This window comes from Pseudomonas sp. PA15(2017) (assembly GCF_001945395.1).
Classification (GTDB): Bacteria; Pseudomonadota; Gammaproteobacteria; order Pseudomonadales; family Pseudomonadaceae; genus Aquipseudomonas.
Map to the genome: position 1 here is coordinate 15,822 of NZ_MSXV01000010.1, position 25,029 is coordinate 40,850.

Consider the following 25,029-nt stretch of genomic DNA (forward strand, 5'->3'; position numbering starts at 1 on the left):
GCGTTCGCGAATCGACAGGAATTTAGTCATGGCAAAACCTGCTGCTCGTACTCGTAAGAAAGTCAAAAAGACGGTGGTTGATGGCATCGCCCACATCCACGCTTCTTTCAACAACACCATCGTGACCATTACCGACCGTCAAGGTAACGCCCTGTCCTGGGCTACTTCCGGTGGCTCGGGTTTCCGCGGTTCTCGCAAGTCCACCCCGTTCGCTGCCCAGGTGGCTGCTGAGCGTGCTGGTCAAGCTGCGCTGGAATACGGCCTGAAGAACCTCGACGTCAACGTCAAGGGCCCAGGTCCGGGTCGTGAGTCCGCTGTCCGTGCTCTTAACGGCTGCGGTTACAAGATCGCCAGCATCACCGATGTGACGCCAATCCCGCATAACGGGTGCCGTCCTTCGAAGAAGCGTCGCGTGTAATCAGGAGACAGTGAGAAATGGCTCGTTACATTGGTCCCAAATGCAAACTGTCTCGTCGTGAAGGCACTGATCTGTTCCTGAAGAGTGGCGTCCGCGCTCTGGAATCGAAGTGCAACATCGAAGCAGCCCCAGGTATCCACGGTCAGCGCCGTGGCCGTCAGTCCGACTACGGCACCCAGCTGCGTGAGAAGCAAAAAGTTCGTCGTATCTACGGTGTACTGGAGCGTCAGTTCAGCGGTTACTACAAGCAGGCAGCCAGCCAGAAAGGCGCTACCGGCGAAAACCTGCTGCAACTGCTCGAGTGCCGTCTGGATAACGTCGTTTACCGTATGGGTTTCGGCGCTACGCGTGCCGAGTCCCGTCAGCTGGTTTCGCACAAAGCGATCAGCGTGAACGGCAAGACTGTCAACGTACCGTCCTACCAGGTCAAAGCTGGTGACGTGGTTGCAGTTCGCGAGAAGTCGAAGAATCAGCTGCGCATCGTTCAGGCTCTTGAGCTGTGTGCTCAGCGTGGCCGTGTTGAGTGGGTAGATGTAGACACCGAGAAGAAATCCGGCGTGTTCAAAAGCGTTCCGATTCGTGGTGATCTCTCCGCTGACATCAACGAGAGCCTGATTGTCGAGCTCTACTCCAAGTAAGGGCTAGAAAATAGGTGCATCCATGCAGATTTCGGTAAATGAGTTCCTGACCCCCCGCCATATCGATGTGCAGGTGGTCAGTCAGACCCGCGCCAAGATCACTCTCGAGCCTCTCGAGCGTGGTTTCGGCCATACCCTGGGCAACGCGCTGCGTCGCATCCTGTTGTCCTCCATGCCTGGCTGTGCAGTAGTCGAGGCCGAGATTGACGGTGTACTCCATGAGTACAGCGCCATAGAAGGTGTTCAGGAAGACGTCATTGAAATCCTGCTCAACCTCAAAGGTCTGGCCATCAAACTGCACGGTCGAGACGAAGTTACACTGACTCTGGCGAAGAAGGGCTCTGGCGTCGTAACCGCTGCCGACATTCAGCTGGATCATGATGTTGAAATCGTCAACGGCGACCACGTAATCGCCAATCTGGCCGCTAATGGCGCGCTGAACATGAAGCTCGTCGTAGCTCGTGGTCGCGGCTACGAGCCGGCCGATTCGCGCCAGAGCGATGAGGATGAAAGCCGCAGCATTGGTCGCTTGCAGCTCGACTCTTCCTTCAGCCCGGTGCGTCGTGTGTCTTACGTGGTGGAAAACGCTCGCGTCGAGCAGCGCACCAACTTGGACAAGCTGGTTATCGATCTCGAAACCAACGGTACCCTGGATCCTGAAGAGGCCATCCGTCGTGCCGCTACCATCCTGCAACAGCAGCTGGCTGCATTCGTTGACCTGAAGGGCGACAGCGAGCCGGTTGTTATCGAGCAGGAAGACGAGATCGACCCGATCCTGCTGCGTCCGGTTGATGACCTTGAACTGACCGTCCGTTCGGCCAACTGCCTCAAGGCAGAGAACATCTACTACATTGGTGACCTGATCCAGCGCACCGAAGTAGAGCTGCTCAAAACGCCGAACTTGGGCAAGAAGTCCCTGACCGAAATCAAGGACGTTCTGGCTTCCCGTGGTCTGTCCCTCGGTATGCGCCTCGACAACTGGCCGCCGGCAAGTCTGAAGAAAGACGACAAGGCCACTGCCTGATCGTCATCATCACCGAACGTATAGTTTGGTAAGGAATTGAACCATGCGTCATCGTAAAAGTGGCCGTCACCTCAGCCGCACCAGCGCTCACCGCAAGGCCATGTTTCAGAACATGGCGGTATCGCTGTTCGAGCATGAGCTGATCAAAACTACTCTGCCGAAAGCCAAGGAACTGCGCCGCGTTGCCGAGCCGCTGATCACCCTGGCTAAGGAAGACAGCGTTGCTAACCGTCGTCTGGCTTTCGACCGTACGCGTTCGAAAGCTATCGTTGGCAAGCTGTTCAACGATCTGGGCAAGCGCTACGCCACCCGTCAGGGCGGTTACCTGCGCATCCTCAAGTGCGGCTTCCGCGCTGGCGACAATGCCCCGATGGCTTATGTTGAGCTGGTCGACCGTCCGGTCGGCGGCGCGGTAGAAGCTGCCGAGTAAGGCATCGTTGCAACAAGAACCGGGCTTAGGCCCGGTTTTTTATGTGTGCTTTTTAGTAAAAAACTATCGTGCTGAAAGTTCTTATTCATTTGTCGCCCCGCCTGTGCTCGTCGATACTCAAGGTTAATCCCGCCCAGTCGGGAACGATCAGGCCAGATAAGGAGATAGACGATGAGTGACAAGGCCGAGAGCAAATGCCCCTTCTCAGGGAAAGCCTCTGCGGAAAAGCCGAAACACGCCGCTGGTGGCGGTACCGGCAATCGTGATTGGTGGCCCAATCAGCTGCGCGTCGACCTGCTGCACCAGCATTCTTCCAAATCCAACCCGCTGGGTGAGGACTTCAACTATGCTGAAGCCTTCAACTCGCTGGACTACGAGGCGCTGAAGAAAGACCTGCGTGCCCTGATGACCGATTCGCAGGAGTGGTGGCCCGCCGACTTCGGCCATTACGGCCCGCAATTCATCCGCATGGCCTGGCACGCTGCCGGTACCTACCGCACGGGTGACGGTCGCGGCGGCGCTGGCCGTGGTCAGCAACGCTTCGCGCCTCTCAACAGCTGGCCGGACAACGTCAACATCGACAAGTCGCGCCGCCTGCTGTGGCCGATCAAGCAGAAGTACGGGCAGAAGATTTCCTGGGCCGATCTACTGGTACTGACCGGCAATGTTGCCCTGGAAACCATGGGCTTCCGCACCTTCGGCTTCGCCGGTGGCCGCGCAGATACCTGGGAGCCGGATCAGGACGTTTACTGGGGTACCGAAAAGACCTGGCTGGGCGGCGACGAACGCTACGGCAAGGGCGCGGCCGGCCATGAGGACGACCAGGGCGTCTTGGTTGCCGACGCAGAGCTGCATGGCCAGGAGCAGGATCGTACCGACAGCCAGGGCCGCCACCTGGAAAATCCGCTCGCTGCCGTGCAGATGGGCCTCATCTATGTGAACCCGGAAGGCCCCGAAGGCAATCCCGATCCGCTCGCTGCCGCCCACGACATCCGCGAAACCTTCGCGCGCATGGCGATGAACGACGAAGAAACCGTGGCGCTGATCGCTGGCGGTCATACCTTTGGCAAGACCCACGGTGCCGGCCCGGCCGATCACGTTGGCGCCGAGCCGGAAGCGGCTGGCCTGGAAGAGCAGGGCCTGGGCTGGAGCAGCTCGTTCGGTAGCGGCAAGGCCGGCGATGCGATCACCAGCGGCCTGGAAGTGACCTGGACCAGCACGCCCGCGCAGTGGGGTAACGAGTTCTTCGAGAACCTGCTCAAGTTCGAGTGGGAATTGACCAAGAGCCCGGCCGGCGCCCATCAGTGGGTGGCCAAGAACGCCGAGGCGATCATCCCCGATGCCCATGACCCGTCGAAGAAGCGCCTGCCGACGATGCTGACCACCGACTTGTCGCTGCGTTTCGACCCCGCCTACGAGAAGATCTCGCGGCGCTTCCTGGATAATCCGCAAGCCTTCGCCGAAGCGTTCGCCCGCGCCTGGTTCAAGCTGACCCACCGTGATCTCGGGCCGAGGTCGCGTTACCTGGGCCCCGAAGTGCCGAAAGAAGAGCTGCTGTGGCAAGACCCGCTGCCGGCTGTTCATCATCCGCTGATCGACGACGCGGACGTGGCGACCCTCAAGGCACAGGTGCTGGCTTCTGGCCTGTCGGTGGCCGAGCTGGTCGGCACTGCCTGGGCTTCGGCTTCGACCTTCCGTGGGTCCGACAAGCGCGGTGGTGCCAATGGCGCCCGTATTCGCCTGGCACCACAGAAGGATTGGGCGGCCAACCAGCCCGAGCAGCTGGCCAAAGTGCTGGCGAGGCTGGAAGGCATTCGCGGCGAGTTCAACCGCTCCGCTATCGGCGGCAAGCAGGTGAGCCTGGCCGACCTTATCGTACTGGCCGGTAATGCCGGTATCGAGCAGGCCGCCAGCAAGGCGGGTCGTACCGTGAAGGTGCCGTTTTCGCCAGGCCGCAGCGATGCGTCCCAGGCGCAGACCGATGTCGAGTCCTTCGCGGTGCTCGAACCGATCGCCGATGGCTTCCGCAACTACCTCAAAGGCCGCTACAGCGTGCCAGCCGAGGCGCTGCTGATCGACAAGGCGCAACTGCTGACCCTGACGGCGCCGGAACTGACGGTACTGGTCGGCGGCCTGCGAGCGATAAACATCAACGTGGAGGGTACGAGCCACGGTGTATTGACCGACAAGCCTGGCGCGCTGACCAACGACTTCTTTGTCAACCTGCTCGACATGGGCACTGCTTGGAAGGCAGCGGCCGGTGACGGCAATCTGTTCGAGGGGCGTGACCGCAAGAGCGGCGAACTGAAGTGGACGGGCACCCGGGTGGATCTGGTGTTCGGCTCCAACGCCATTCTGCGTGCCCAGGCCGAAGTCTATGCCAGCGCCGACGCGCGTTTCATTGACGACTTCGTGGCCGCCTGGACCAAGGTCATGAACCTCGACCGCTTCGACCTCGCCTGATCCATGGCCGGGCGCATGCGCCCGGCTCGGTGAGCGGCTCAAGCCAACGCCTCCTTTCGGAGGCGTTGTGCTTTTTGCTTGACCCCGACGGGTGATGGGCCGAGCATTCACCTATTCCATTCGCTGCACCAAGGATTCCGCGCATGAAGGGCCACATCGAAGTCATCGACTACCTCAAAATCCTGCTCAAAGGGGAGCTGGCCGCGCGCGATCAGTATTTCATCCACTCGCGTCAGTACGAAGACTGGGGCTTCAGCAAGCTCTACGAACGCATCAACCACGAGATGGAGGAGGAGACCCAGCACGCCGATGCCCTGCTCAAGCGGATTCTGTTCCTGGAAGGCGTTCCGGACATGGTGCCGGATGCCTTCACCTTCGGGCAGACCGTGCCGGATGCCCTGAAACTGGATCTGGCTCTCGAGTATCAAGTGCGTGCGGCCCTGAGCAAGGGCATCGAACTGTGCGAGCGCCATCAGGATTATCAGACCCGCGATATCCTGCTGCTGCAACTCAAGGATACCGAGGAAGACCATGCTTACTGGCTGGAGATCCAGCTGCAGCTGATCGACAAGCTGGGCCTGGAGAAATACCTGCAGAGCCAGATGTAAGGCGCTGGCTACAGGCTCTGGGTCTCAGGCTGCAGGCCGTCTATGCTCAGCCTGTAGCCTGTAGCCTGTAGCCTGTAGCCTGTAGCCTGTAGCCTCAAGCCCTATCTCGTTCCAGCAGCGGCTTGAGGAAGTGCCCCGTGTGGGACTGCGGCATCTCGGCCACTTCTTCCGGCGTGCCGACGGCGATGATCTGTCCGCCTTTGGAGCCCCCTTCGGGCCCCAGATCCACCAGCCAGTCGGCGGTCTTGATCACGTCCAGGTTGTGCTCGATCACCACCACGGTGTTGCCGTGGTCGCGCAAGCGGTGCAGAACGTCGAGCAATTGCTGGATATCCGCGAAGTGCAGGCCGGTGGTCGGTTCGTCGAGGATGTACAGGGTCTTGCCGGTGTCACGCTTGGAGAGCTCGCGGGACAACTTGACCCGCTGCGCCTCGCCACCGGACAGAGTGGTCGCCGACTGGCCGAGCTTGATGTACGAAAGGCCCACGTCCATCAGCGTCTGCAGCTTGCGCGCAAGGGCCGGTACGGCATCGAAGAACGCGCGGGCGTCCTCGATGGTCATTTCCAGCACCTCGTGGATGCTCTTGCCCTTGTATTTGATCTCCAGGGTTTCGCGGTTGTAACGCTTGCTCTTGCACACGTCGCAGGGCACGTAGATGTCCGGCAGGAAGTGCATCTCCACCTTGATCAGGCCATCGCCCTGGCACGCCTCGCAGCGCCCGCCCTTGACGTTGAACGAGAAGCGCCCCGGGCCATAGCCGCGTGAGCGTGCTTCCGGCACGCCGGCGAACAGCTCGCGGATCGGCGTGAACAGGCCGGTGTAGGTCGCCGGGTTGGAGCGCGGCGTACGGCCGATGGGGCTCTGGTCGATGTCCACCACTTTGTCCAAGTGCTGCAGGCCGTCGATGCTGTCGTGGGCAGCGGCTTCCAGCGTAGTGGCGCCGTTCAGTGCGGTGGCACTGAGCGGGAACAGGGTGTTGTTGATCAGCGTCGACTTGCCCGAGCCGGAGACCCCGGTCACGCAGGTCAGCAGGCCGATGGGGATTTCCAGGTTGACGTTCTGCAGGTTGTTGCCACGAGCACCCTTGATCTTCAGCGACAGCTTCTTGTTGCGCGGTGTGCGCTTGGCCGGCGCGACGATCTTGGTGCGGCCGGACAGATACTTGCCGGTGACCGAGTCCGGGTGCGCCATGACTTCCTCAGCCGTGCCCTCGGCGACGATCTGCCCGCCGTGTACGCCAGCACCCGGGCCGATGTCGACCACGTAGTCGGCCATGCGGATGGCGTCTTCGTCGTGCTCGACCACGATCACCGTGTTGCCAATGTCGCGCAGGTGGCGCAGGGTGCCGAGCAGGCGCTCGTTGTCACGCTGATGCAGGCCGATGGACGGCTCGTCGAGGATGTACATGACGCCCACCAAGCCGGCGCCGATCTGGCTCGCCAGGCGGATGCGCTGGGCCTCGCCGCCGGACAGCGTGTCGGCGCTGCGGTCCAGGGTCAGGTAGTCGAGGCCGACGTTGACCAGGAACTGCAGACGTTCGCAGATTTCCTTGAGGATCTTGCTGGCGATCTCGCCACGACGACCGTCCAGAGTCAGGCTGCCAAAGTAGTCGGTGGCCGCGCCAATCGGCAGGCCAGTGACGGCCGGCAGGGTTTTCTCGCCTACCCACACATGGCGTGCTTCGCGACGCAGGCGGGTGCCGCGGCAGTCGGGGCAGGGCTGAGTGCTGAGAAACTTGGCCAGCTCCTCGCGCACGCTGGTCGACTCGGTTTCGCGGTAACGGCGCTCGAGGTTGGGCACGATGCCTTCGAACGGGTGCGAGCGCTTGACGATATCGCCACGGTCGTTGAGGTACTTGAAGTCGACGTTCTGGGAACCGCTGCCGCCGAGAATGACCTTCTGGTGCTCGGCGTCGAGTTCGGCGAACGGCTTGTCCAGGCTGAAGCCATAGTGCGACGACAGTGAGCCGAGCATCTGGAAGTAGTAGACGTTGCGCCGGTCCCAGCCGCGTATGGCGCCTTCGGCCAGGGTCAGCTCGCCGTTGACCAGGCGCTTGGCGTCGAAATACTGCTTCACGCCCAGGCCGTCGCAGGTCGGGCAGGCGCCAGCCGGGTTGTTGAAGGAGAACAGCTTGGGCTCCAGCTCACTGATCGAATGGCCGCACACGGGGCAGGCGAAGCGCGCGGAGAAGATGATCTCTTCGCCTTCTTCGCCATCCATGGGCGCGATCAGCGCCAGGCCGTCGGCCAGCTTGAGCGCCGTCTCGAAGGATTCGGCCAGACGCTGCTGCAGGTCGCCGCGGGCCTTGAAGCGGTCGACCACGGCGTCGATGCTGTGCTTCTTCTGCTTGTCGAGCTTGGGCAGTTCGTCCAGCTCGTACAACTTGCCGTCCACCCGCACGCGCACGAAGCCCTGGGCGCGCAGCTCGTCGAACACCGCCAGGTGCTCACCCTTGCGCTCGCGAATCACCGGGGCCAGCAGCATCAGTTTGCTGCCTTCGGGCATGGCCAGTACCTGGTCGACCATCTGGCTGACCGTCTGGGCTTCCAGTGGCAGGTCGTGATCGGGGCAGCGCGGTGTACCGGCGCGGGCATAGAGCAGGCGCAGGTAATCGTAGATCTCGGTGATGGTACCGACCGTCGAACGCGGGTTGTGCGAGGTGGACTTCTGCTCGATGGAGATGGCCGGCGACAGGCCTTCGATGGTGTCGACATCGGGCTTTTCCATCATCGACAGGAACTGCCGGGCATAGGCCGACAGCGACTCCACGTAGCGACGCTGACCTTCGGCGTACAGCGTGTCGAAGGCCAGGGACGACTTGCCCGAACCGGACAGGCCGGTGATCACGATCAGCTTGTCGCGTGGCAGCGTCAGGTCGATATTCTTCAGGTTGTGGGTACGGGCCCCACGAATCAGGATCTTGTCCAAAAGGAACCTCTAAGCTGACTGGGTTTTCGTCGCTGTCTTTACCGGAGGCCCTTGTCACAGCCTCGCTTGGCGGGCGAATAAACCGCCGAGTATACGGGCGGCAACAAGCGTGCGGCAAAGCGCCGCTGCTGTGCCAGTAGGGTTTTGACTGGTAGAATCGCCGGCTTGTTTCAACAGGTTATCGACGATGCGCGATTCGCACAGCGAACGCATGAGTGGCGCGGAAACTTGTGCAGCCGGTGGGCTGGCGTTGGTGTTCGCATTCCGCATGCTGGGCATGTTCATGGTGTTGCCGGTATTGGCTACTTATGGGCAGGAGCTCGCCGGTTCAACCCCGGCCCTGATCGGCCTGGCGATCGGTGCCTACGGCCTGACCCAGGCCTTTCTGCAGATTCCCTTCGGGGTCATCTCCGATCGCATCGGTCGGCGCCCGGTGATCTACTTCGGCCTGGTGATCTTTGCCGCCGGCAGCCTGCTGGCGGCCAATGCCGACTCCATCTGGGGTGTGATCGCCGGGCGCGTGCTGCAGGGCGCCGGGGCGATTTCCGCGGCGGTGATGGCGTTGCTCTCCGACCTTACCCGCGAGCAGCATCGCACCAAGGCCATGGCCATGATCGGCATGAGCATCGGCCTGTCGTTCGCTGTGGCGATGGTGGTCGGCCCCTTGCTGACCCGCGCCTTTGGCCTGTCCGGCTTGTTCCTGGTTACTGGTGCCATGGCGCTGCTGGGCATCGTCATCGTCGCTGGTCTGGTGCCTTCGAGTGCCGGCCCGCTGCAGCATCGCGAATCCGGCGTCGCCAGGCAGGCCCTGTGGCCGACTCTCAAGCACCCGGACCTGCTGCGCCTGGACTTCGCCATCTTCGCCCTGCACGCCATCCTCATGGCCAGCTTCATCGCCCTGCCGCTGGCCCTGGTGGAACAGGGCGGCCTGCCCAAGGAGCAGCACTGGTGGGTGTACCTGACTGCGCTGCTCGGCGGCTTCTTCCTAATGGTGCCATTCATCATCTATGGCGAGAAAAAGCGCCAGATGCGCCGTGTACTGGTCGGCTCGATCCTCGTGCTGCTCGGCTGCGAGCTGTTCTTCTGGGCGTTCGGCCATGGCCTGCGCAACCTGGTGCTGGGTATCGTGGTGTTCTTCACCGCGTTCAACCTGCTGGAGGCCTCGCTGCCCTCGCTGATCAGCAAGGTGGCGCCAGCGGGCGGCAAAGGCACGGCCATGGGCGTGTATTCGACCAGCCAGTTCCTCGGCTCGGCCTTGGGTGGCATTCTCGGCGGCTGGCTGTATCAGCATTACGGGCTGGCCGGTGTGTTCGGCGGCTGTGCACTGTTGACGGTTCTCTGGCTGGCCTTTGCTGTTACTATGCGTGAACCGCCGTACGTGACCAGCTTGCGGTTGCCGCTTTCCAGCGCGGCGTTGCAGGAAGCGGGGCTGGCGGAGCGAATTCAGGCAGCGCCGGGAGTGGCAGATGCCGTAGTGGTGGTCGAAGAGGCCGCCCTCTATGTGAAAGTGGATACCCAACAATTGGATCGCACGTCGCTGCAGCGCTTGATCGAAGCGGCGCCGGTGACGTGCTGAAAGTAGGAGAGCGTTATGGCCCGTGGGGTTAACAAAGTCATTCTGGTCGGTACCTGCGGACAGGATCCGGAAACGCGCTATCTGCCCAGCGGCAATGCCGTGACCAACCTGAGCCTGGCTACCAGCGAACAGTGGACGGACAAGCAGAGCGGTCAGCGTGTCGAGAAAACCGAGTGGCACCGTGTGTCGCTGTTCGGCAAGGTCGCCGAGATCGCTGGTGAGTACCTGCGCAAGGGCTCCCAGGTGTATATCGAGGGCAAGCTGCAGACCCGTGAGTGGGAAAAGGATGGCGTGAAGCGCTATACCACCGAGATCATCGTCGACATGCAGGGCACCATGCAGCTGCTCGGCGGTCGTCCGGACAACGCCGGCGGCGGTGATTCCGCTCCGCGTCAGTCGCGCCCGGCACCGCAGCGCGAGCCGCAGCAGCAAGCGCCGCGCCAGTCCGCGCCACAGCAGCAGAAGCCGCAGCCTGCCCAGGACTACGACAGCTTCGACGACGACATTCCGTTCTGATCGTCAGCTGACAGCAAGAGGCCCCGCACTGCGGGGCCTTTTCATTTCTGCCGACGCGGCTCAGGCCGGCTTGAAGAAATGCTTGCGCAGCAGGCCCTGGCAGATCCACAGCACCAGCGCCAGGCTGATGCCGCAGAGGTTGGCCAGTACGTCCAGCGGGCTGAACTCGCGTACCGGCTGGATCACATGCTGCAACCATTCCAGCAGCGGCGCCTGGATGTACAGCAGCGGCCATAGCAGCCAGCCGGGCGTGCTGGGAAAGGCGATACGGGTAACCAGAGACAGGCCGCCAAAGGCGATCAGATGGAGGAATTTGTCCGACTCGTCGAACAGGTCGGGTGGTGGCTCAGGGCGGAACAGGCCGTAGGCGAGTACCGCACAGCAGGCCAGGAACAGCAGTTTTCTCACGTTTCTCTTCCTTCGCTTCTCTATCGGCTCGCCATTGAGACCCGCATCGCGCCGCAGGGTTGCCCACTGCGTGCCTTCGCCGGGCGCTGGTGCGTCAAGATGAAGCCCGGTGGTGACGCCGCGGGGTAAAAACAGCAAAATGCAGGCCATGGGGCTGAACCGTTCGGGCTCTGCCAAGAGTCGACTACCCAGGCACCGTTGCCGGGTGTCGGCTCAAATCTGATTGTGGAGCTTCTAGTTTCGTTATGCGCATGCGCCTGTTGTTGCTGGGTGGTGGCAGTACGCTGGGTCGGGCGTTGATTCGCCTGGGGGCCGAAGAAGATATCGGTTTCCTCGCCCCGCGCCCGCCTGCCCAGGGTTGGGATGCCGCCAGCCTCACTCAGTTGGTCGACGATACCCGCCCTGATGCGGTGATCAACCTCGCCTATTATTTCGACTGGTTTCAGGCCTCCAAGGTCAGCGAAGAGCGTTTCGCCGCCCAGGAGCGCGCTGTCGAGCGCCTGGCCGAGCTCTGCCAGCACCACGACATTCGCCTGCTGCAGCCGTCCAGTTACCGGGTGTTCGATGGCGCGCGGGCGACCGCCTACAACGAGAAGGACGAAACCCAGCCGCTGAGCATGCGCGGCCAGGTGCTGGTGCGCATGGAGCAGAGCGTGCGTGCCCTGTGCCCGCGTCACGTGCTGCTGCGCTTCGGCTGGATCCTCGACGACAGCCCGGACGGCCTGCTGGCACGCTTTCTGGTGCGCGCCGAGCGTGACAAGGCGCTGTACCTGGCCGATGACCGACGTGGCAACCCGACGCCGGTGGACGATGCCGCACGGGTGATTCTCGCCGTGCTCAAGCAGCTCGACTGCGCCGCGCCGTTGTGGGGCACCTATCACTACGGCGGCCACGAGGCGACCACGGCGCTGGCGCTGGGCCAGGCGATGCTCAGCGAGGCCCGGCACCTGCGCCAGAACCTGCTGGAAGAGATCTGCGGGCAGGCCCACGCCGCCAGGGGCGATGCCTCGGAAGAGCCGCAGCACGGCGTACTGGCGTGCAAGAAGATCCTTCACACCTTCGGCGTCAAGCCGCGCGCCTGGCGTGCTGGCCTGCCGAGCCTGCTGGAGCAATATTACCGCCATGTCTGATCAACCCATTCTCGTCACCGGCGGTGCCGGTTTCATTGGTTCCAACCTGGTCGATGCCCTGCTGGCGCGCGGGCACAGCGTGCGTGTGCTGGACAACCTGTCCATGGGCAAGCTGAGCAACCTGCCGCTCGATGATGCTCGCCTGACCTTCATCGAAGGCGACGTAGCCGATGCGGCACTGGTCAGTCGCTCGGTGGCTGGCTGCAGCGCCGTTGTGCACCTGGCCGCCGTGGCGTCGGTACAGGCTTCGGTGGACGATCCGGTCAGCACCCACCAGAGCAACTTCATCGGCACCCTGAACATTTGTGAAGCCATGCGCGAGCACGGCGTGCGTCGCGTGGTGTTCGCTTCCAGCGCCGCGGTGTATGGCAACAATGGCGAAGGCGTGGCCATCGACGAAGCCACCGCCAAGGCACCTTTGACGCCTTACGCGTCGGACAAGCTGGCCAGCGAGCACTACCTGGAGTTCTATGCGCGTCAGCATGGTCTGGAGCCGGCGATTTTTCGTTTCTTCAACGTGTTCGGCCCACGCCAGGATCCATCCTCGCCCTATTCGGGGGTGATCAGCATCTTCACCCAGCGCGCCCAGCAGGGCCTGCCGATCAGCGTGTTCGGTGACGGTGAGCAGACCCGGGATTTCTTCTACGTCGCCGATCTGGTCGCACTGCTGCTGCAGGCGCTGGATGCCAAGCAGCCGCCTGCTGGCGCGGTGAACGTCGGTTGGAACGAGTCGGTAAGCCTCAAGCAGTTGCTGACGCAGATCGGTGAGCTGCTCGGCGGCCTGCCGCCGGTGACGCATCTGGACGCACGAGCCGGCGATATCCGCCATTCCCGTGCCGACAATGGCCACCTGGCGAACGAGTACCGGCTGCCGGTGCAGACGTCGCTGCGTGATGGGCTGGCGGCACTGCTCAACAGTTGAGGCGCTAATTGCAGAACAGCAAAAAGCCGGCAATGCCGGCTTTTTTCGCTCGTGTGGCCCGCAGACTGAACGCTGTTCCTGTGGGAGCGGGCCATGCCCGCCAATTCGCGGGCATGGCCCGCTCCCACAAAAAGCTGATCGCTGTCAGCCCGCACCTTCGAGCGGTCCTTAGAACTTGTAACCCAGCCCCACCATGTACACGAACGGATCCACATCCACGTCGACCTTGGCGCGCACGCCCAGGGCGGTGTTGTCCACATAGGCGGTGGTGTCGATGTCGATGTAGCGAGCCTGGGCGTTGATCATCAGGTTGTCGGTGAGCATGTAGTCGGCACCGATCTGCCAGGCCAGGCCCCAGGAGTTCTTGGCGCGGAAGTTGTCGAAACCGGCTGACGAGGCGCCGCTGCCCACGTGTTCGTCGTAGATCCAGGTGTAGTTGATGCCGCCGCCGACGTAGGGCTGGAAGGCCGACTTGGCGTTGAGCGGGTAGTACACCAGGCTCAGGGTCGGTGGCAGGTGCTTGAGGGTACCGAGTTTGCCGTTGGCAGCGTCCAGCACGGTGCCCTTGATCTTCACGTCATGCTCGAACGGCGTGGCGGCGAGCAGTTCGACGCCCAGATGGTCGGTCAGCATGTAGGCGAAGTTGAGGCCCAGCTGGGTGTCGCTGCTCATGGTCGCCTTGCCGCCCAGATCGGTGCCCGCCAGGCCGCCGCGGTCGACCTTGACCGAGGAGCTGTCCGCATCGGGATTGACGGTGATGGCGCCGGCGCGCACGAGGATGTCACCGGCCTGGTGCGCCTGGGCAACGGGAGCCGCCAGCGCCAGGGCGATCAGCGAGGCAGAGAACAGCGACTTGTACATGGTGAACTCCTAACGGTCATTCGAATCATCTCGGATGGCGTCAGGGTAAGGCGGTGGGCGCAGCGCCTGTTGACTCAGCTCAATGGCTGGCTAAGCAAGGGTGCGACGGTTTGTCACGATACGCGTCAACAGACCCTAATTGGCCGGTAGTTCGTAGGAATAGATTTTGTCCGCCGCCAGCTGATAGCCGACCTCGGCCAGTTCGCTGCTGCTGTGCTCGACCTTGAGCGGGCCTTCGACCCAGAAGGGCTGGTACAGCGCGTCGAGCAACACGCCCAGTTCGGTGTTGACGTGGATGATCTGGTTGGACGGCGGTGGCGGCACGTGGATGCACGCGCCGAAGTAGGGCACCAGCAGGAACTCGGTTACGCGGCCTTCTTCGGTGACGTCCAGCGGTACGATGTAACCGGGGATCTTGACGTTCTGGCCGTCCATCTCCTTGACCACCGGCGCCGACGGGAACTGTTGCAACGAGGCGGCACCGCCCTCGGACAACGCGTCGCCCAACTGCGACATGTCGTGCATCGGCGTCATCTGCGGCACCTGTGGCGGTGCGTCCTTGGGGATCAGCTCCTGCCAGTTCAGGGTACGCAATTCGGCAGCCCAGAGCGGCGAAACCAGGGTGAGGAGCAGAGCGGTAAGCAGGGCGCGACGCATGACACTACCTTTGAATTGGAAAACGAAGCCGGGCTGATCAGGCCCGGCTTCGCGCAGTCACAGCCGAATGGAAAGCCCATCGGCCAGCGACTGCCGATACGCACGCCAGGCCGGCACGCAGCCCATCAGCAGGGCGGCCGCCAGAATAGCGCCGAGCAGCTTCCACTCATAGGGCGTTGGTGCGCTGAGCGGCAAATACAGGCCATAGTTGGCCTGCACGTAGCCTTGCGCAGCGGCGATGCCGGCATACAGCAGCGCCGTGCCGGCCACCACGCCAGCCACCGCCAGCGAGAATGCCTCGAGTACCAGCAGGCTGGCGACGTGCCAGGGCCGCGCGCCGACCGAACGGAGGATGGCCATTTCCCGGCGCCGCTCATTGAGGCTGGTGAGAATCGCCGTGAGCATGCCGATCAGCCCGGTCAGCACCACGAACAGCGAGACCACGAACAGCGCCTTTTCAGCCGTGCCCATCAGGCTCCACAGCTCCTGCAGGGCGACACCGGGGAGAATCGCCAGCAGCGGCTCGCCGCGGTATTCGTTGACCTCGCGCTGCACGGCGAAAGTGGCGATCTTGCTCTTCAAACCGAGCATCGCCGCGGTGATCGCCTTGGGCTGCAGGTCCATATGCCGCGCCTGCTCGGCGCTGACCTTGCCGGCGCCGCGAGCGGGAACGCCGTTCTGCCAGTCGACGTGCAGCGCTTCCATGCCTTCCAGGGAAATGTGCAGGGTGCGATCCACCGGCGTGCCGGTGCGGGCGAGGATGCCGCTGACCACGAACGGCTTGTCGTCGTGCTGCTGCAGGCTGACCGTCGCCACGCCGTGGGACAGCACCAGCTGGTCGCCCAGCTTGTAGTTCAGTGCCCGGGCTACCTCGGCGCCGAGCACCACGTCGAACAGGTCGTGGAAGCGTTCGCCCTGGGCCAGCTGCAGGGATTGCCCACGGCCGTAATGGTAGTGGTCGAAGTAGCCCTCGTCGGTGCCCATCACTCGATAGCCGCGGTGCGAGTCGCCTAGGGAAATGGGGATCGCCCAGTCGACCTGGCGGTGCGCGGCGAGCTTCTCGAAGCTGTCCCAGCGGATGTTGTTGGTGGCGTTGCCGATGCGGAACACCGAGTAGAGCAGCAGGTTGACGCTGCCGGAGCGGGCGCCGACGATCAGGTCGGTGCCGCTGATGGTGTTGGCGAAGCTGGCGCGCGCTTCGGTGCGCACCCGCTCCACCGCGAGCAGCAGGCACACCGACAGGGCGATGGCGAATACCGTGAGCAGGGCGGTGAAACGGCGGTTGGTCAGGCTGGCCAGGGCGAGTCGTAACAGGAACACTTCAGACCTCCTGGGGCTTGCTGGCGCGGTTGAGTTCACCCAGCGACAGGCTGCGGTCGAACAGTGCGGCCAGGCTCTGGTCATGGCTGACGAACAACAGGCTGGCGCCGACGTCGCGGCATTCGCCGAACAGCAGCTCGAGAAATGCCTGGCGGGCATCGGCATCCAGCGCCGAGGTCGGCTCGTCGGCGATCACCAGCTCCGGTTGGCCGATCAGCGCGCGGGCGGCAGCGACGCGTTGCTGCTGGCCGATGGACAGCGAGTCGGCGCGGCGTTCGAGCAACTCCGGGCGCAGGCCCAGGTGCTCCAGCAGCTTGCCGGCGGCCTGGTCGACGCTGCCGTAGCGCTGGGCGGCACGCTCGGCCCGCAGGCGTGAAAAGCGGCACGGCAGCTCGACGTTGTCGCGCACGCTCAAGAATGGCAGCAGGTTGAACTGCTGGAAGATGTAGCCGGTGTGGTCGACGCGAAAGCGATCCCGACGCGCCGCCGAGAGCGTGGCGAGGTCTTCGCCGAGCAGGCGGATGGTGCCACGGCCAGGTTTCTGCACGCCACCGAGCAGGCCGAGCAGGGTGGTCTTGCCGCTGCCGCTGGGGCCCTTGAGAAACAGGGTCTCACCGCGTTGCAGGTGAAAATGGGGGATGTCCAGAAGCTCGTCCTGGCCGGGCCAGGCGAAGCCGAGGTCAGTGAGTTCGATCAGTGCTGTGGTCATGGGGACTGCTGGCGCTGGAGGGAAAGGCAGCAAGTGTGCCAGTCATGGCCACGAAATGCTGAGCCAGAGGGTGTTGCCGAACGTGTGTAACGGCGGATGCCGCCTTGTGGCGGCATCCCCGTGGTCGCTCAGAATGTCAGGCGCGGGTTGGCTGGGGTCGACTCGACGCCCTGCTGGCCGCTCGGACCGATCAGCTGCACGTTGATCTTCTCGGTGGCCGGGAATTGCTTGTAGAACGCCGACAGGTCGAGGGTTTTCAGCTCACCCGGCTGTTTGCAGGTGAAGCTGTAGTCGGCATCGATATCGCTGTGCTCATGGTGATGGTCGTCGCCGTCAGCATGCTTGCCGTGGTCATGGCCATGGTCGTGGTCGGCTTTGGCGTTGCCGAACAGCGGGCTGCGTACTTCGTGTTCGCTCAGAGTACAGCCGGCAGCGGAGGGCAGGCCGAACAGGGCCAAGGGTTTTTCAAGCAGCGCACGGGCGGCGGCGAGGGTCTTCTTGTCGGCATCGCTGGTGGCTGCATGCTCGAAGCCGACGATGTTCATGGCCGGGCTTTCCAGTTCGATTTCCAGGGTGCTGCCTTCCAGCGCCACGTTCAGCGTGGCGACGCCGTGTTCGTGTTTGCCAAGGCTGCCGTGATCATGATCATGATCGTGGGCCTGAGCAGCAGCCAGGGGCAACAGGGCGAAGGGCAGGGCGAGCAGCAGGTGGCGCATGGGAGGCTCCGGTCGGGTGAGTGCTGGAATGGATTGATACGTTATAACAAATTTATGTGGGGTGGTAGAGCAGCTTGGTTTGCCTGGCCGCCCGTGGGAGCATGGTGCATCGATTGGATGGAGAAAGGCATGGTGCGTATTCGCGGGCGGATCGGCGATTGGCCGGTGGATCTGACAGTGGACCTTGATCCGCAGGATTGGGCGCAGTTGGCGGCGGCAGTGACGGTGCCTCCAGGGCAGGTACCGACTGCAGTGGCGCCAGCCCCGGCGCAGGCGGATCAAGATGGCCAATGGCAGACGGTACTGGAGCTGTTACGCCGCGCCGGGCGTATCGAAGGGCCCCAGCTCATGGCGCAACTGGCGGCGCTGGCCGGCGGTGAAGTGGCGGGCAAGCGCCTGCTGGTCCGCTTGCGCCATTGTGACCAGGTGCGCATGGAAACCGGCGCCGATGCGCCGGTTTACTGCTGGGTTGGGCAGCCAGAAGCCTAGGGTTGAGGCGGGCAAGTAGCGTATTCACGCACGGCACGGGGCGCACCTGTAGTCCGCAGTTGAGCGCAGCGATACCCGGGAAAATGGCTCTCGCCCAGGCTACGTGCTGATGGGTGCCCTGGGTATCGCTGCGCTCAACGCCAGGCTACGTCAGCGGGCACGCTTGAAAGACTCAATACAGCGCCTGGTAGACCCGACGACGGTAGGTGGTGACCAGCGGGTTATCGTTGCCGAGCAGGTCGAATACCTGCAGCAGGGTCTTGTGTGGCAGGCCGTCGGCGTAATTGCGATTGCGCACGAACAGCTTCAGCAGCCCGTCCAGCGCCGGCTCGTATTGCTGGCGAGCGAGCTGCTGGATGGCCAGTTGATAAGCCGCTTCGTCGTCCTCGCCGTTCTGCGCCAGGCGGCTTTTCAGGGTGGCAGCGTCCGGCAGGTCGGCAGCCTGGCGCAGGAAGGTGATCTGCGCCCGGGCACCGGCGAGTGCCTGCTTGTGCTCATCACCTTTCACGGCGCCCAGCACCTGCTCGGCCTCGCTCAGCTCGCCCCGTTCTGCCACGCAGCGGGCGTAGAGAATCAGCGCGGCGGCGTTCTCGTTGTTTTCCGTCAGCAATTCCTTGAGCGCGGCTTCGGCTTCACCGATGCGGCCGTCGGCGAAGGCCGTCTGGGCCACTTCCAGCAAATCGGCCTGGGGCGCCGGTGGTTCGGCGACATGGGGCTGCAGCAGGGCGCGAATCGCCGACTCCGGCTGGGCGCCCTGGAAGCCGTCGACCGGCTGGCCGTTCTTGAACAGCACCACGGTCGGCAGGCTGCGAATGCCGAAGCGCGCGACGATATCCTGCTCGATGTCGCAGTTGACCTTGGCCAGCAGCAGCTCGCCCGCGTAACCCTCGGTGATCTGCGCCAGTACCGGCATCAGCGCCTTGCAGGGGGCGCACCACTCGGCCCAGAAGTCGACGAGCACCGGCTTGCTGAACGAATTCTCGATCACCAGTTGCTCGAATTGGGCGGCGCCATTGATATCGAAGATGTAGGGGGTGTCGCTCATGGTCGGTCTCTGTCCGCGCGAAAAGTGGTGTGACTATAAATGTGGTCGCCGCCGCAAGGCTACAAGGCCCCGCGATACAGGCTGACGTAGCGGAAGGCTTCCGGTTCGGCCAGGTCGGGCCAGGTGCAGCCCTCCAGAGCGGCGATGCGCTGGTAGCGCGGGTGGTTGAAGTCGCGCACTCGTGAATCGGCGACCAGAACCTCGCGGGCGTGCTCGAGCACCCGGTCGAGCAGCGGCAGGTTGCTGCGGTCGTAGAGCACATCGGCGACGATCGCCAGATCATAGTCGCGGGGTTCGCTGAGCAGGTCGCTCGAGTAGGCCAGCGCCACTTCATTGAGTGCAGCGTTGGCGCGGCAGGCCGCCAGCGCCTGGGGATCCAGGTCGCAGGCCACCACCTGCGCAGCGCCCGCGCGGGCGGCCGCGATGGCCGCCACGCCGGAGCCGGTGCCCAGGTCGAGCACGCGCTTGCCGCGCACCCACTCGGGATGGCGCGCCAGCCAGTCGACCAGCACCAGGCCACTGGCCCAGCAGAAGCACCAGTACGGCGGTTCTTCGAGAATGCGCCGGGTCTCTTCGGGGCTGAAGCAGCGGTCCATGTTCGCCGGGTCGATCAGCCACAGGCGCAGGTCGGTGCCTGGCAGCGTGGTGACGGTCAGCCGAGCATCGCCGAGCAATTCGTCCAGAGCGGTCTGCAGGTGCGACGGTGGCGTCACAGCGCTGGGGTCACGCGGACTTCACCGAGGGTTTGGCTTTGCGGCTCGCGGATCAGCTGGCTCGGCATGTGCAGCACCAGCTTGCCGGATTGATGCACCCGGCCGCGTAGCTCGACGCGAATGCCCTGGTGGAAATTCTCCGGGTTGAACTGCAGGCGAAACGGCAGGGGCGCGCCGGTGCCACGCAACTGGATGTTGCCGAGCAGCTTGTGCGGCAGACCGCGGTCGCTGATGGTTAGCAGCGCCAGTTCCACATCGGCGCCGGCAGGTACGTCGAGCAGGGTGCCGGTGAGTTCGCGCAGATGAGCCGGCGTCGGTGCCGGTTGCTCGCTCTTGACCGCAGGCGGGGCGGGCGGAGCGGGTGGCGGCGTTTCCCCGGCGCAGGCGGCGAGCAGGGCGACTAGGCAGAGCGGGGCAAGCGGGCGCAATGGCATCGGATGATCCTGGCAGACGGGCAATGCTCGGATTCTCGCCATAGCCGGCGGTTAATGCAAAGGAAAGCGCCGCCTGCGTCCGCGCGCTTGGCGCCGGGCCGCGCGGATGCGCTACCATGCGGGCTTTATCGCCTGCGACCGTTTTCAGCCATGCATTGCCCGTTCTGCTCCGCCAACGACACCAAAGTCATCGATTCGCGTCTGGTCGCCGAGGGTGATCAGGTGCGCCGTCGCCGCGAATGCCTGGCCTGTGGCGAGCGCTTCACCACCTTCGAAACCGCCGAGCTGGTGATGCCGCGCCTGATCAAGCAGGACGGCAGTCGTCAGCCTTTCGACGAGGACAAGCTACGGGCCGGCATGCAGCGCGCGCTGGAAAAGCGTCCGGTCAGCGTCGAGCGGCTGGAAGCGGCCATCGCTCACATCAAGCATCGGTTACGCGCCACCGGCGAGCGCGAGGTCAAGTCCTTGGTGCTCGGTGAGCTGGTGATGACCGAGCTGCAGAAGCTCGACGAGGTGGCCTACATTCGTTTCGCCTCGGTGTACCGCCGATTCCAGGATCTCAACGAATTCCGTGAGGAAATCGACCGCCTTTCCCGCGAGCCGAACCAGGACTGAGATGAGCAGCAACGATCACGCATTCATGGCGCGGGCCCTCGAGCTGGCGCGCAAGGGCCTGTATTCCACCCATCCCAATCCGCGTGTCGGCTGCGTGATCGTGCGTGACGGCAAGGTCGTCGGCGAAGGCTGGCACGCCAAGGCCGGCGAACCCCACGCCGAGGTGCACGCGTTGCGCCAGGCCGGTGACAAGGCCCGTGGCGCCACCGCCTACGTCACGCTGGAGCCATGCAGCCACCATGGTCGTACACCGCCTTGCGCCGATGCACTGGTCACGGCTGGTGTGACGCGAGTGGTCGCGGCCATGCAGGATCCCAATCCCCAGGTAGCCGGACGCGGTTTGCTGCGCCTGATGAACGCCGGTATTTCCGTACAGGGCGGCGTGCTAGAGGCTGAGGCGCGAGCGCTCAACGCGGGCTTCATCAAACGCATGGAAAGCGGCCTGCCGCTGGTGCGTGTGAAATTGGCGATGAGCCTGGACGGGCGCACCGCCATGGCCAGTGGCGAAAGCCAATGGATCACCGGGCCGGCGGCGCGTGCCGCAGTGCAACGCCTGCGTGCGCGCTCCAGCGTGGTGCTCAGTGGCGCCGATACGCTGCTGGCCGATGGCGCGCGCCTCACCGTCCGCCCCGACGAGCTGGGCCTGGGTGCCGAGCTGACTGCCCTGGCTCAAGCGCGGTCGCCGCTGCGCGTGCTGGTCGATGGGCGCCTGCGGGTGCCACTCAGCGCACCCTTCTTCCAGGCCGGCCCGGCGCTGGTCGCCACCTGCGCGGCGGCCACCTCGCGCTGTCGTTATCTGGATGACGGCCACGAATTGCTGGCCATACCCGGTAGCAACGGCCATGTCGACCTGCGCAAATTGCTGCTGGAGCTGGCCTCGCGTGGCGCCAATGAGGTGCTGGTCGAGGCCGGGCCGAAACTGGCGGGTGCCTTTGCCCGGCTGGGGCTGGTGGACGAGTATCAACTGTTCGTCGCGCCCAAGTTCCTCGGCTCCAGCGCGCGGCCGCTGCTCGACCTGCCGCTGGCGCGCATGGCCGAAGCGCCAGCCCTGAAGATCGTCGACATGCGCGCCGTTGGCGACGACTGGCGCATCATCGCCGTGCCCGATCGTTCTAGCTGAATGCGCATCGCCTGGAGTCCGTTCTCGATCTTTCTGGGCATGTGTACGGGCAGCTACAAGGCAGAAGCGGACACTCAGCGATTGGGTAGGAGAGGCTTTAGCCGCGAACTCTTTGCGCCCCACATGCGATACGTGAGCTGTGGTTTTCCATCGTTATCGCGTTGCTCATACGTCCGGTTCCGCTCTGCCGAGCGGGTTTCTTTTGGCATCGCCCGGATGGCCGGCCCCGCCAAAAGAAACCAAAAGGTCTAGCCCCAGCATACGGCCCCAGCTTCGCTGGGGTTCCCTCGCTCCATCATCGCTCCGAGGGCACGCCTCGAAGGGCCATCCCTGGCCCATCGCGGCTCTCGCGGCATCCATGCCGCTCAACCCTTTCCACGACGATTACGATCGGCCTCCTGAAGGGGCGATTGGTGTCGCCTGCCAATTTTGTGGCATGAGGAGCACCAAAAGGCAAAGCGGCCGATCGGCCGCTCCCGTCACGCTGCAGTCAAATAACTGAAGCCCGGCACGAAGATCGTGAACATGCTCTTGGGCAGAGCCGCCGTGCGCTGGCGCGGCAAGTGTGGTAAAACGCCTGTCGGCTGCGACAAGCAGCCACACGTTCTCAGGGCGGGGTGTAATTCCCCACCGGCGGTAATGGTGTCAAGAACCTGTTTTAGATCTGCTGCGCGTCGGCCATACGGCGTTGAAATTGGGCTCGGGCTGCTCATTTACAGCCTGTAAACTCCGCGCCCTCGCCCAATTTCGCCTTGTCTGGCGCTAGTTCGCGAGATCTAAACTCAGGTTCTACCTAGCCCGCGAGCGCCCGGTACGGCACCAGCCGCCCGGGGACGAGCAGACCCGGTGCGATTCCGGGGCCGACGGTATAGTCCGGATGAAGAGAGAGCGGGATTGCCTGGTCAGGCAGCCCTCGTGCTGCTGCATGTCCGTACCATCCCTATCGATCCAAGCTGCCCTGTTTTAACCATAAACAGGAGTCGAACATGTCCATCTCTAACAGCGTACGTCGGGTCGCCTTCGTGCAGGCCTGCTGGCACCGCGAAATCGTCGATCAGTCGCGTCACGCCTTCATCGAAGAAATGCAGCGCCAGGGTTATGCGGCCAGCGAAATCGATTGTTTCGAAGTCGGCGGCGCCTTCGAGATCCCCCTGCACGCCAAGCGCCTGGCCAACAGCGGCCGCTACGCCGGCATCGTCGCTGCCGGGCTGGTGGTCGATGGCGGTATCTATCGCCACGAGTTCGTTGCCCAGGCGGTGATCGAGGGCCTGATGCAGGTGCAACTGGACACCGACGTGCCGGTGTTCTCGGCGGTGCTCACGCCCCATCATTTCCATGCCGGCGAAGAGCATCAGACGTTCTTCCGCGAGCATTTTCTGGTCAAGGGCGCCGAAGCGGCGCGCACTTGCGCCGACACGCTGCGCAAACTCAAAGAATTGCCGGTCTGACGAGGAGTTCTCATGTTCACCGGAATCATCGCATCCATCGGCAGCATCGCCGCCATCACGCCCAAGGGCGGTGATGTGCGGGTCTACGTGAAGACCGGCAAGCTGGATCTGGGCGACGTCGTCCTGGGCGACAGCATTGCGGTCAACGGCGTGTGCCTGACCGCCGTCGAACTGCCGGGTGACGGCTTCTGGGCCGACGTCAGCCGTGAAACCCTGGCGCGTACCGCCTTCATCGACCTGAAGAGCGGCAGCCGGGTCAACCTGGAAAAGGCCCTGACGCCGACCACGCGCCTGGGCGGCCACCTGGTCAGCGGGCACGTCGACGGCGTTGGCGAGATCGTCTCCCGCGAAGAGAATGCCCGCGCCATCCAGTTCAAGGTGCGCGCGCCGCGCGAGCTGGCCAAGTACATCGCCCACAAGGGCTCGATCACCGTCGATGGCACCAGCCTGACGGTCAACGCCGTCGACGGCGCCGAGTTCGAACTGACCATCGTGCCGCACACCCTGGCCGAAACCATCATGGCCGACTACCGCCCCGGGCGTCGCGTCAACCTCGAGGTCGACCTGCTGGCCCGTTACCTGGAGCGCCTGCTGCTCGGTGACAAGGCCGCCGAGCCAAGCAGCTCCGGGCTGACCGAAGGTTTTCTCGCCGAACACGGCTACTTGAAGCATTAAGGACACCGCCACCATGGCACTCAACAGTATCGAAGAGCTGGTCGAGGACATCCGCGCCGGCAAGATGGTCATCCTCATGGATGACGAAGACCGCGAGAACGAAGGTGACCTGATCATCGCCTCCGAATGCGTGACCGCCGAGCACATCAATTTCATGGCCCGCTTCGCCCGCGGCCTGATCTGCATGCCGATGACCCGCGAGCGCTGCGAAACCCTCAAGCTGCCGCTGATGGCGCCGCGCAATGGCTCCGGTTTCGGCACCAAGTTCACCGTGTCCATCGAGGCGGCCGAAGGCGTCACCACCGGCATTTCCGCTGCCGACCGCGCACGTACCGTGCAGGCCGCGGCGGCCAGGCACGCGGTGGCCGAAGACATCGTCAGCCCTGGCCACATCTTCCCGCTGATGGCCCAGCCCGGCGGCGTGCTGGCCCGGGCCGGCCATACCGAGGCGGCCTGCGATCTGGCGCGCATGGGCGGCTTCGAGCCGAGCGGGGTGATCTGCGAGATCATGAACGACGACGGCACCATGGCCCGTCGCCCGGAGCTGGAAGAATTCGCCGCCAAGCACGGCATCAAGATCGGCACCATCGCCGACCTGATCCACTACCGCATGCTCCACGAGCGCACCGTGCAGCGCATCACCGAGCAGCCGCTGGACAGCGAAGTGGGCCAGTTCAACCTGGTGACCTACCGCGACTCGGTGGAAGGCGACGTGCACATGGCCGTAACCCTGGGCACCATCTGCGCCGAAGAACCGACCCTGGTGCGCGTGCACAACATGGACCCCATGCGCGACCTGCTGATGGTGCGTCAGCCGGGGCGCTGGAGCCTGCGCGCGGCGATGACCGAAGTGGCCGAGGCCGGCAGCGGCGTGGTGCTGCTGCTCGGCCATTCGCTGGGCGGCGACGAGGTGTTGGCGCATATCCGCGAAGCGGACGGCGCCAGCACCAGCAAGATGCCGAGCACCTACAGCACGGTCGGTGCCGGTTCGCAGATCCTGCGTGACCTCGGCGTGCGCAAGATGCGCCTGATGAGCGCGCCGATGAAGTTCAACGCGATATCCGGTTTCGACCTGGAAGTTGTAGAATACCTGCCGCCCAAATAAGCGCGGCGACCGCGATGGAGCCTCGGCTCCCATCGCCTATATTTTCGGGGCCTGCCATGG

The 25,029-nt window shown here is 63.8% G+C and carries 26 protein-coding genes and 1 riboswitch; of the genes, 16 read left to right on the forward strand and 10 right to left on the reverse strand.

The features are described 5' to 3' along the window. The first annotated feature begins 28 nt into the window (after positions 1–28). The 6 genes from rpsK to bfr all read left to right on the forward strand — a co-directional run bounded on the left by rpsK (position 29) and on the right by bfr (position 5,581). Positions 29–418, forward strand: coding sequence for a 30S ribosomal protein S11 (gene rpsK, locus BVH03_RS03960; protein ID WP_013789773.1), 390 nt, complete (start codon positions 29–31; stop codon positions 416–418). 17 nt (positions 419–435) lie between these two features. Further along, complete coding sequence (gene rpsD, locus BVH03_RS03965; protein WP_075959971.1) at positions 436–1,056, forward strand: 30S ribosomal protein S4; 621 nt, start codon at positions 436–438, stop codon at positions 1,054–1,056. 22 nt (positions 1,057–1,078) lie between these two features. Continuing rightward, positions 1,079–2,080, forward strand: coding sequence for a DNA-directed RNA polymerase subunit alpha (gene rpoA / locus BVH03_RS03970; RefSeq protein WP_013789775.1), 1,002 nt, complete (start codon positions 1,079–1,081; stop codon positions 2,078–2,080). A gap of 43 nt (positions 2,081–2,123) precedes the next feature. Continuing rightward, positions 2,124–2,510 (forward strand): 50S ribosomal protein L17, encoded by a 387-nt coding sequence (gene rplQ / locus BVH03_RS03975; RefSeq protein WP_042552930.1) that lies wholly within the window; start codon positions 2,124–2,126, stop codon positions 2,508–2,510. A gap of 171 nt (positions 2,511–2,681) precedes the next feature. Next, positions 2,682–4,973, forward strand: a complete 2,292-nt coding sequence (gene katG, locus BVH03_RS03980; protein WP_075959972.1) for a catalase/peroxidase HPI — start codon at positions 2,682–2,684, stop codon at positions 4,971–4,973. A gap of 143 nt (positions 4,974–5,116) precedes the next feature. Next, on the forward strand, positions 5,117–5,581 hold the full coding sequence (gene bfr, locus BVH03_RS03985; RefSeq protein ID WP_075959973.1) for a bacterioferritin: 465 nt from the start codon (positions 5,117–5,119) through the stop codon (positions 5,579–5,581). A 94-nt stretch (positions 5,582–5,675) separates the two neighbouring features. Here the strand turns inward: bfr and uvrA are convergent, their stop codons facing one another. After that, positions 5,676–8,510, reverse strand: coding sequence for an excinuclease ABC subunit UvrA (gene uvrA / locus BVH03_RS03990; protein WP_075959974.1), 2,835 nt, complete (start codon positions 8,508–8,510; stop codon positions 5,676–5,678). Positions 8,511–8,697: 187 nt separating this feature from the next. Here uvrA and BVH03_RS03995 point away from each other — a divergent pair, with 187 nt between their 5' ends. Both BVH03_RS03995 and BVH03_RS04000 read left to right on the forward strand, forming a co-directional pair. Further along, complete coding sequence (locus tag BVH03_RS03995) at positions 8,698–10,086, forward strand: MFS transporter (protein ID WP_075959975.1); 1,389 nt, start codon at positions 8,698–8,700, stop codon at positions 10,084–10,086. Positions 10,087–10,101: 15 nt separating this feature from the next. Further along, positions 10,102–10,602, forward strand: a complete 501-nt coding sequence (locus BVH03_RS04000; RefSeq protein ID WP_075959976.1) for a single-stranded DNA-binding protein — start codon at positions 10,102–10,104, stop codon at positions 10,600–10,602. A 60-nt stretch (positions 10,603–10,662) separates the two neighbouring features. Here the strand turns inward: BVH03_RS04000 and BVH03_RS04005 are convergent, their stop codons facing one another. Continuing rightward, on the reverse strand, positions 10,663–11,010 hold the full coding sequence (locus BVH03_RS04005) for a hypothetical protein (protein ID WP_075959977.1): 348 nt from the start codon (positions 11,008–11,010) through the stop codon (positions 10,663–10,665). Between the two features lie 245 nt (positions 11,011–11,255). Between BVH03_RS04005 and BVH03_RS04010 the strand changes: the two genes are divergently transcribed. Together BVH03_RS04010 and BVH03_RS04015 are read left to right on the forward strand one after the other, a co-directional pair. Continuing rightward, positions 11,256–12,140 carry a sugar nucleotide-binding protein gene (locus BVH03_RS04010; protein ID WP_075959978.1) on the forward strand — a complete coding sequence of 295 codons (885 nt, stop codon included), beginning with the start codon at positions 11,256–11,258 and terminating at the stop codon, positions 12,138–12,140. Continuing rightward, a complete protein-coding gene (locus tag BVH03_RS04015) occupies positions 12,133–13,062 on the forward strand; it encodes an NAD-dependent epimerase/dehydratase family protein (protein WP_075959979.1) in 930 nt (309 codons plus the stop codon). The genes BVH03_RS04010 and BVH03_RS04015 overlap by 8 nt, the downstream gene beginning before the upstream one ends. A gap of 168 nt (positions 13,063–13,230) precedes the next feature. On the opposite strand, the gene BVH03_RS04020 is transcribed toward BVH03_RS04015, so the two are convergent. The 5 genes from BVH03_RS04020 to BVH03_RS04040 form a co-directional block, all read right to left on the reverse strand. Continuing rightward, a complete protein-coding gene (locus tag BVH03_RS04020; protein ID WP_075959980.1) occupies positions 13,231–13,923 on the reverse strand; it encodes an OmpW family protein in 693 nt (230 codons plus the stop codon). 135 nt (positions 13,924–14,058) lie between these two features. Further along, positions 14,059–14,580, reverse strand: a complete 522-nt coding sequence (locus tag BVH03_RS04025) for a DUF3299 domain-containing protein (protein WP_075959981.1) — start codon at positions 14,578–14,580, stop codon at positions 14,059–14,061. A 57-nt stretch (positions 14,581–14,637) separates the two neighbouring features. Continuing rightward, complete coding sequence (locus BVH03_RS04030; protein ID WP_075959982.1) at positions 14,638–15,900, reverse strand: ABC transporter permease; 1,263 nt, start codon at positions 15,898–15,900, stop codon at positions 14,638–14,640. Between the two features lies 1 nt (position 15,901). Beyond that, positions 15,902–16,609, reverse strand: coding sequence for an ABC transporter ATP-binding protein (locus BVH03_RS04035; protein ID WP_027904598.1), 708 nt, complete (start codon positions 16,607–16,609; stop codon positions 15,902–15,904). A 128-nt stretch (positions 16,610–16,737) separates the two neighbouring features. Next, the gene (locus BVH03_RS04040) at positions 16,738–17,325 is read right to left on the reverse strand and encodes a DUF2796 domain-containing protein (protein WP_075959983.1); all 588 of its coding nucleotides are present in this window, start codon (positions 17,323–17,325) and stop codon (positions 16,738–16,740) included. Between the two features lie 129 nt (positions 17,326–17,454). Here BVH03_RS04040 and BVH03_RS04045 point away from each other — a divergent pair, with 129 nt between their 5' ends. Then, positions 17,455–17,814: a hypothetical protein gene (locus BVH03_RS04045; protein WP_075959984.1), complete on the forward strand. Its 360-nt coding sequence runs from the start codon at positions 17,455–17,457 to the stop codon at positions 17,812–17,814. Between the two features lie 172 nt (positions 17,815–17,986). Here the strand turns inward: BVH03_RS04045 and trxA are convergent, their stop codons facing one another. Genes trxA through BVH03_RS04060 form a run of 3 tightly spaced genes read right to left on the reverse strand, consistent with a single transcriptional unit; the run spans position 17,987 to position 20,006 of the window. Next, positions 17,987–18,859 (reverse strand): thioredoxin, encoded by an 873-nt coding sequence (trxA, locus tag BVH03_RS04050; RefSeq protein ID WP_075959985.1) that lies wholly within the window; start codon positions 18,857–18,859, stop codon positions 17,987–17,989. Positions 18,860–18,918: 59 nt separating this feature from the next. Further along, the gene (locus tag BVH03_RS04055; protein ID WP_075959986.1) at positions 18,919–19,572 is read right to left on the reverse strand and encodes a 50S ribosomal protein L11 methyltransferase; all 654 of its coding nucleotides are present in this window, start codon (positions 19,570–19,572) and stop codon (positions 18,919–18,921) included. Then, complete coding sequence (locus BVH03_RS04060; RefSeq protein WP_075959987.1) at positions 19,569–20,006, reverse strand: YbaY family lipoprotein; 438 nt, start codon at positions 20,004–20,006, stop codon at positions 19,569–19,571. Before BVH03_RS04060 ends, BVH03_RS04055 begins: the two co-directional genes overlap by 4 nt. A gap of 150 nt (positions 20,007–20,156) precedes the next feature. Here BVH03_RS04060 and nrdR point away from each other — a divergent pair, with 150 nt between their 5' ends. The 5 genes from nrdR (at position 20,157) to ribBA (ending at position 24,969) form a co-directional block, all read left to right on the forward strand. Continuing rightward, a complete protein-coding gene (gene nrdR / locus BVH03_RS04065) occupies positions 20,157–20,621 on the forward strand; it encodes a transcriptional regulator NrdR (RefSeq protein ID WP_013789794.1) in 465 nt (154 codons plus the stop codon). A gap of 1 nt (position 20,622) precedes the next feature. Next, positions 20,623–21,741: a bifunctional diaminohydroxyphosphoribosylaminopyrimidine deaminase/5-amino-6-(5-phosphoribosylamino)uracil reductase RibD gene (gene ribD / locus BVH03_RS04070; protein ID WP_075959988.1), complete on the forward strand. Its 1,119-nt coding sequence runs from the start codon at positions 20,623–20,625 to the stop codon at positions 21,739–21,741. 599 nt (positions 21,742–22,340) lie between these two features. Further along, positions 22,341–22,635, forward strand: a riboswitch (FMN riboswitch). 92 nt (positions 22,636–22,727) lie between these two features. Beyond that, positions 22,728–23,189 carry a 6,7-dimethyl-8-ribityllumazine synthase gene (locus BVH03_RS04075; protein ID WP_075959989.1) on the forward strand — a complete coding sequence of 154 codons (462 nt, stop codon included), beginning with the start codon at positions 22,728–22,730 and terminating at the stop codon, positions 23,187–23,189. A gap of 12 nt (positions 23,190–23,201) precedes the next feature. After that, entirely contained in the window at positions 23,202–23,864 is a 663-nt protein-coding gene (locus BVH03_RS04080) for a riboflavin synthase (protein WP_075935372.1), read from the forward strand. Between the two features lie 13 nt (positions 23,865–23,877). Continuing rightward, the gene (gene ribBA / locus BVH03_RS04085) at positions 23,878–24,969 is read left to right on the forward strand and encodes a bifunctional 3,4-dihydroxy-2-butanone-4-phosphate synthase/GTP cyclohydrolase II (protein ID WP_075959990.1); all 1,092 of its coding nucleotides are present in this window, start codon (positions 23,878–23,880) and stop codon (positions 24,967–24,969) included. The last annotated feature ends 60 nt before the right edge of the window (positions 24,970–25,029 follow it).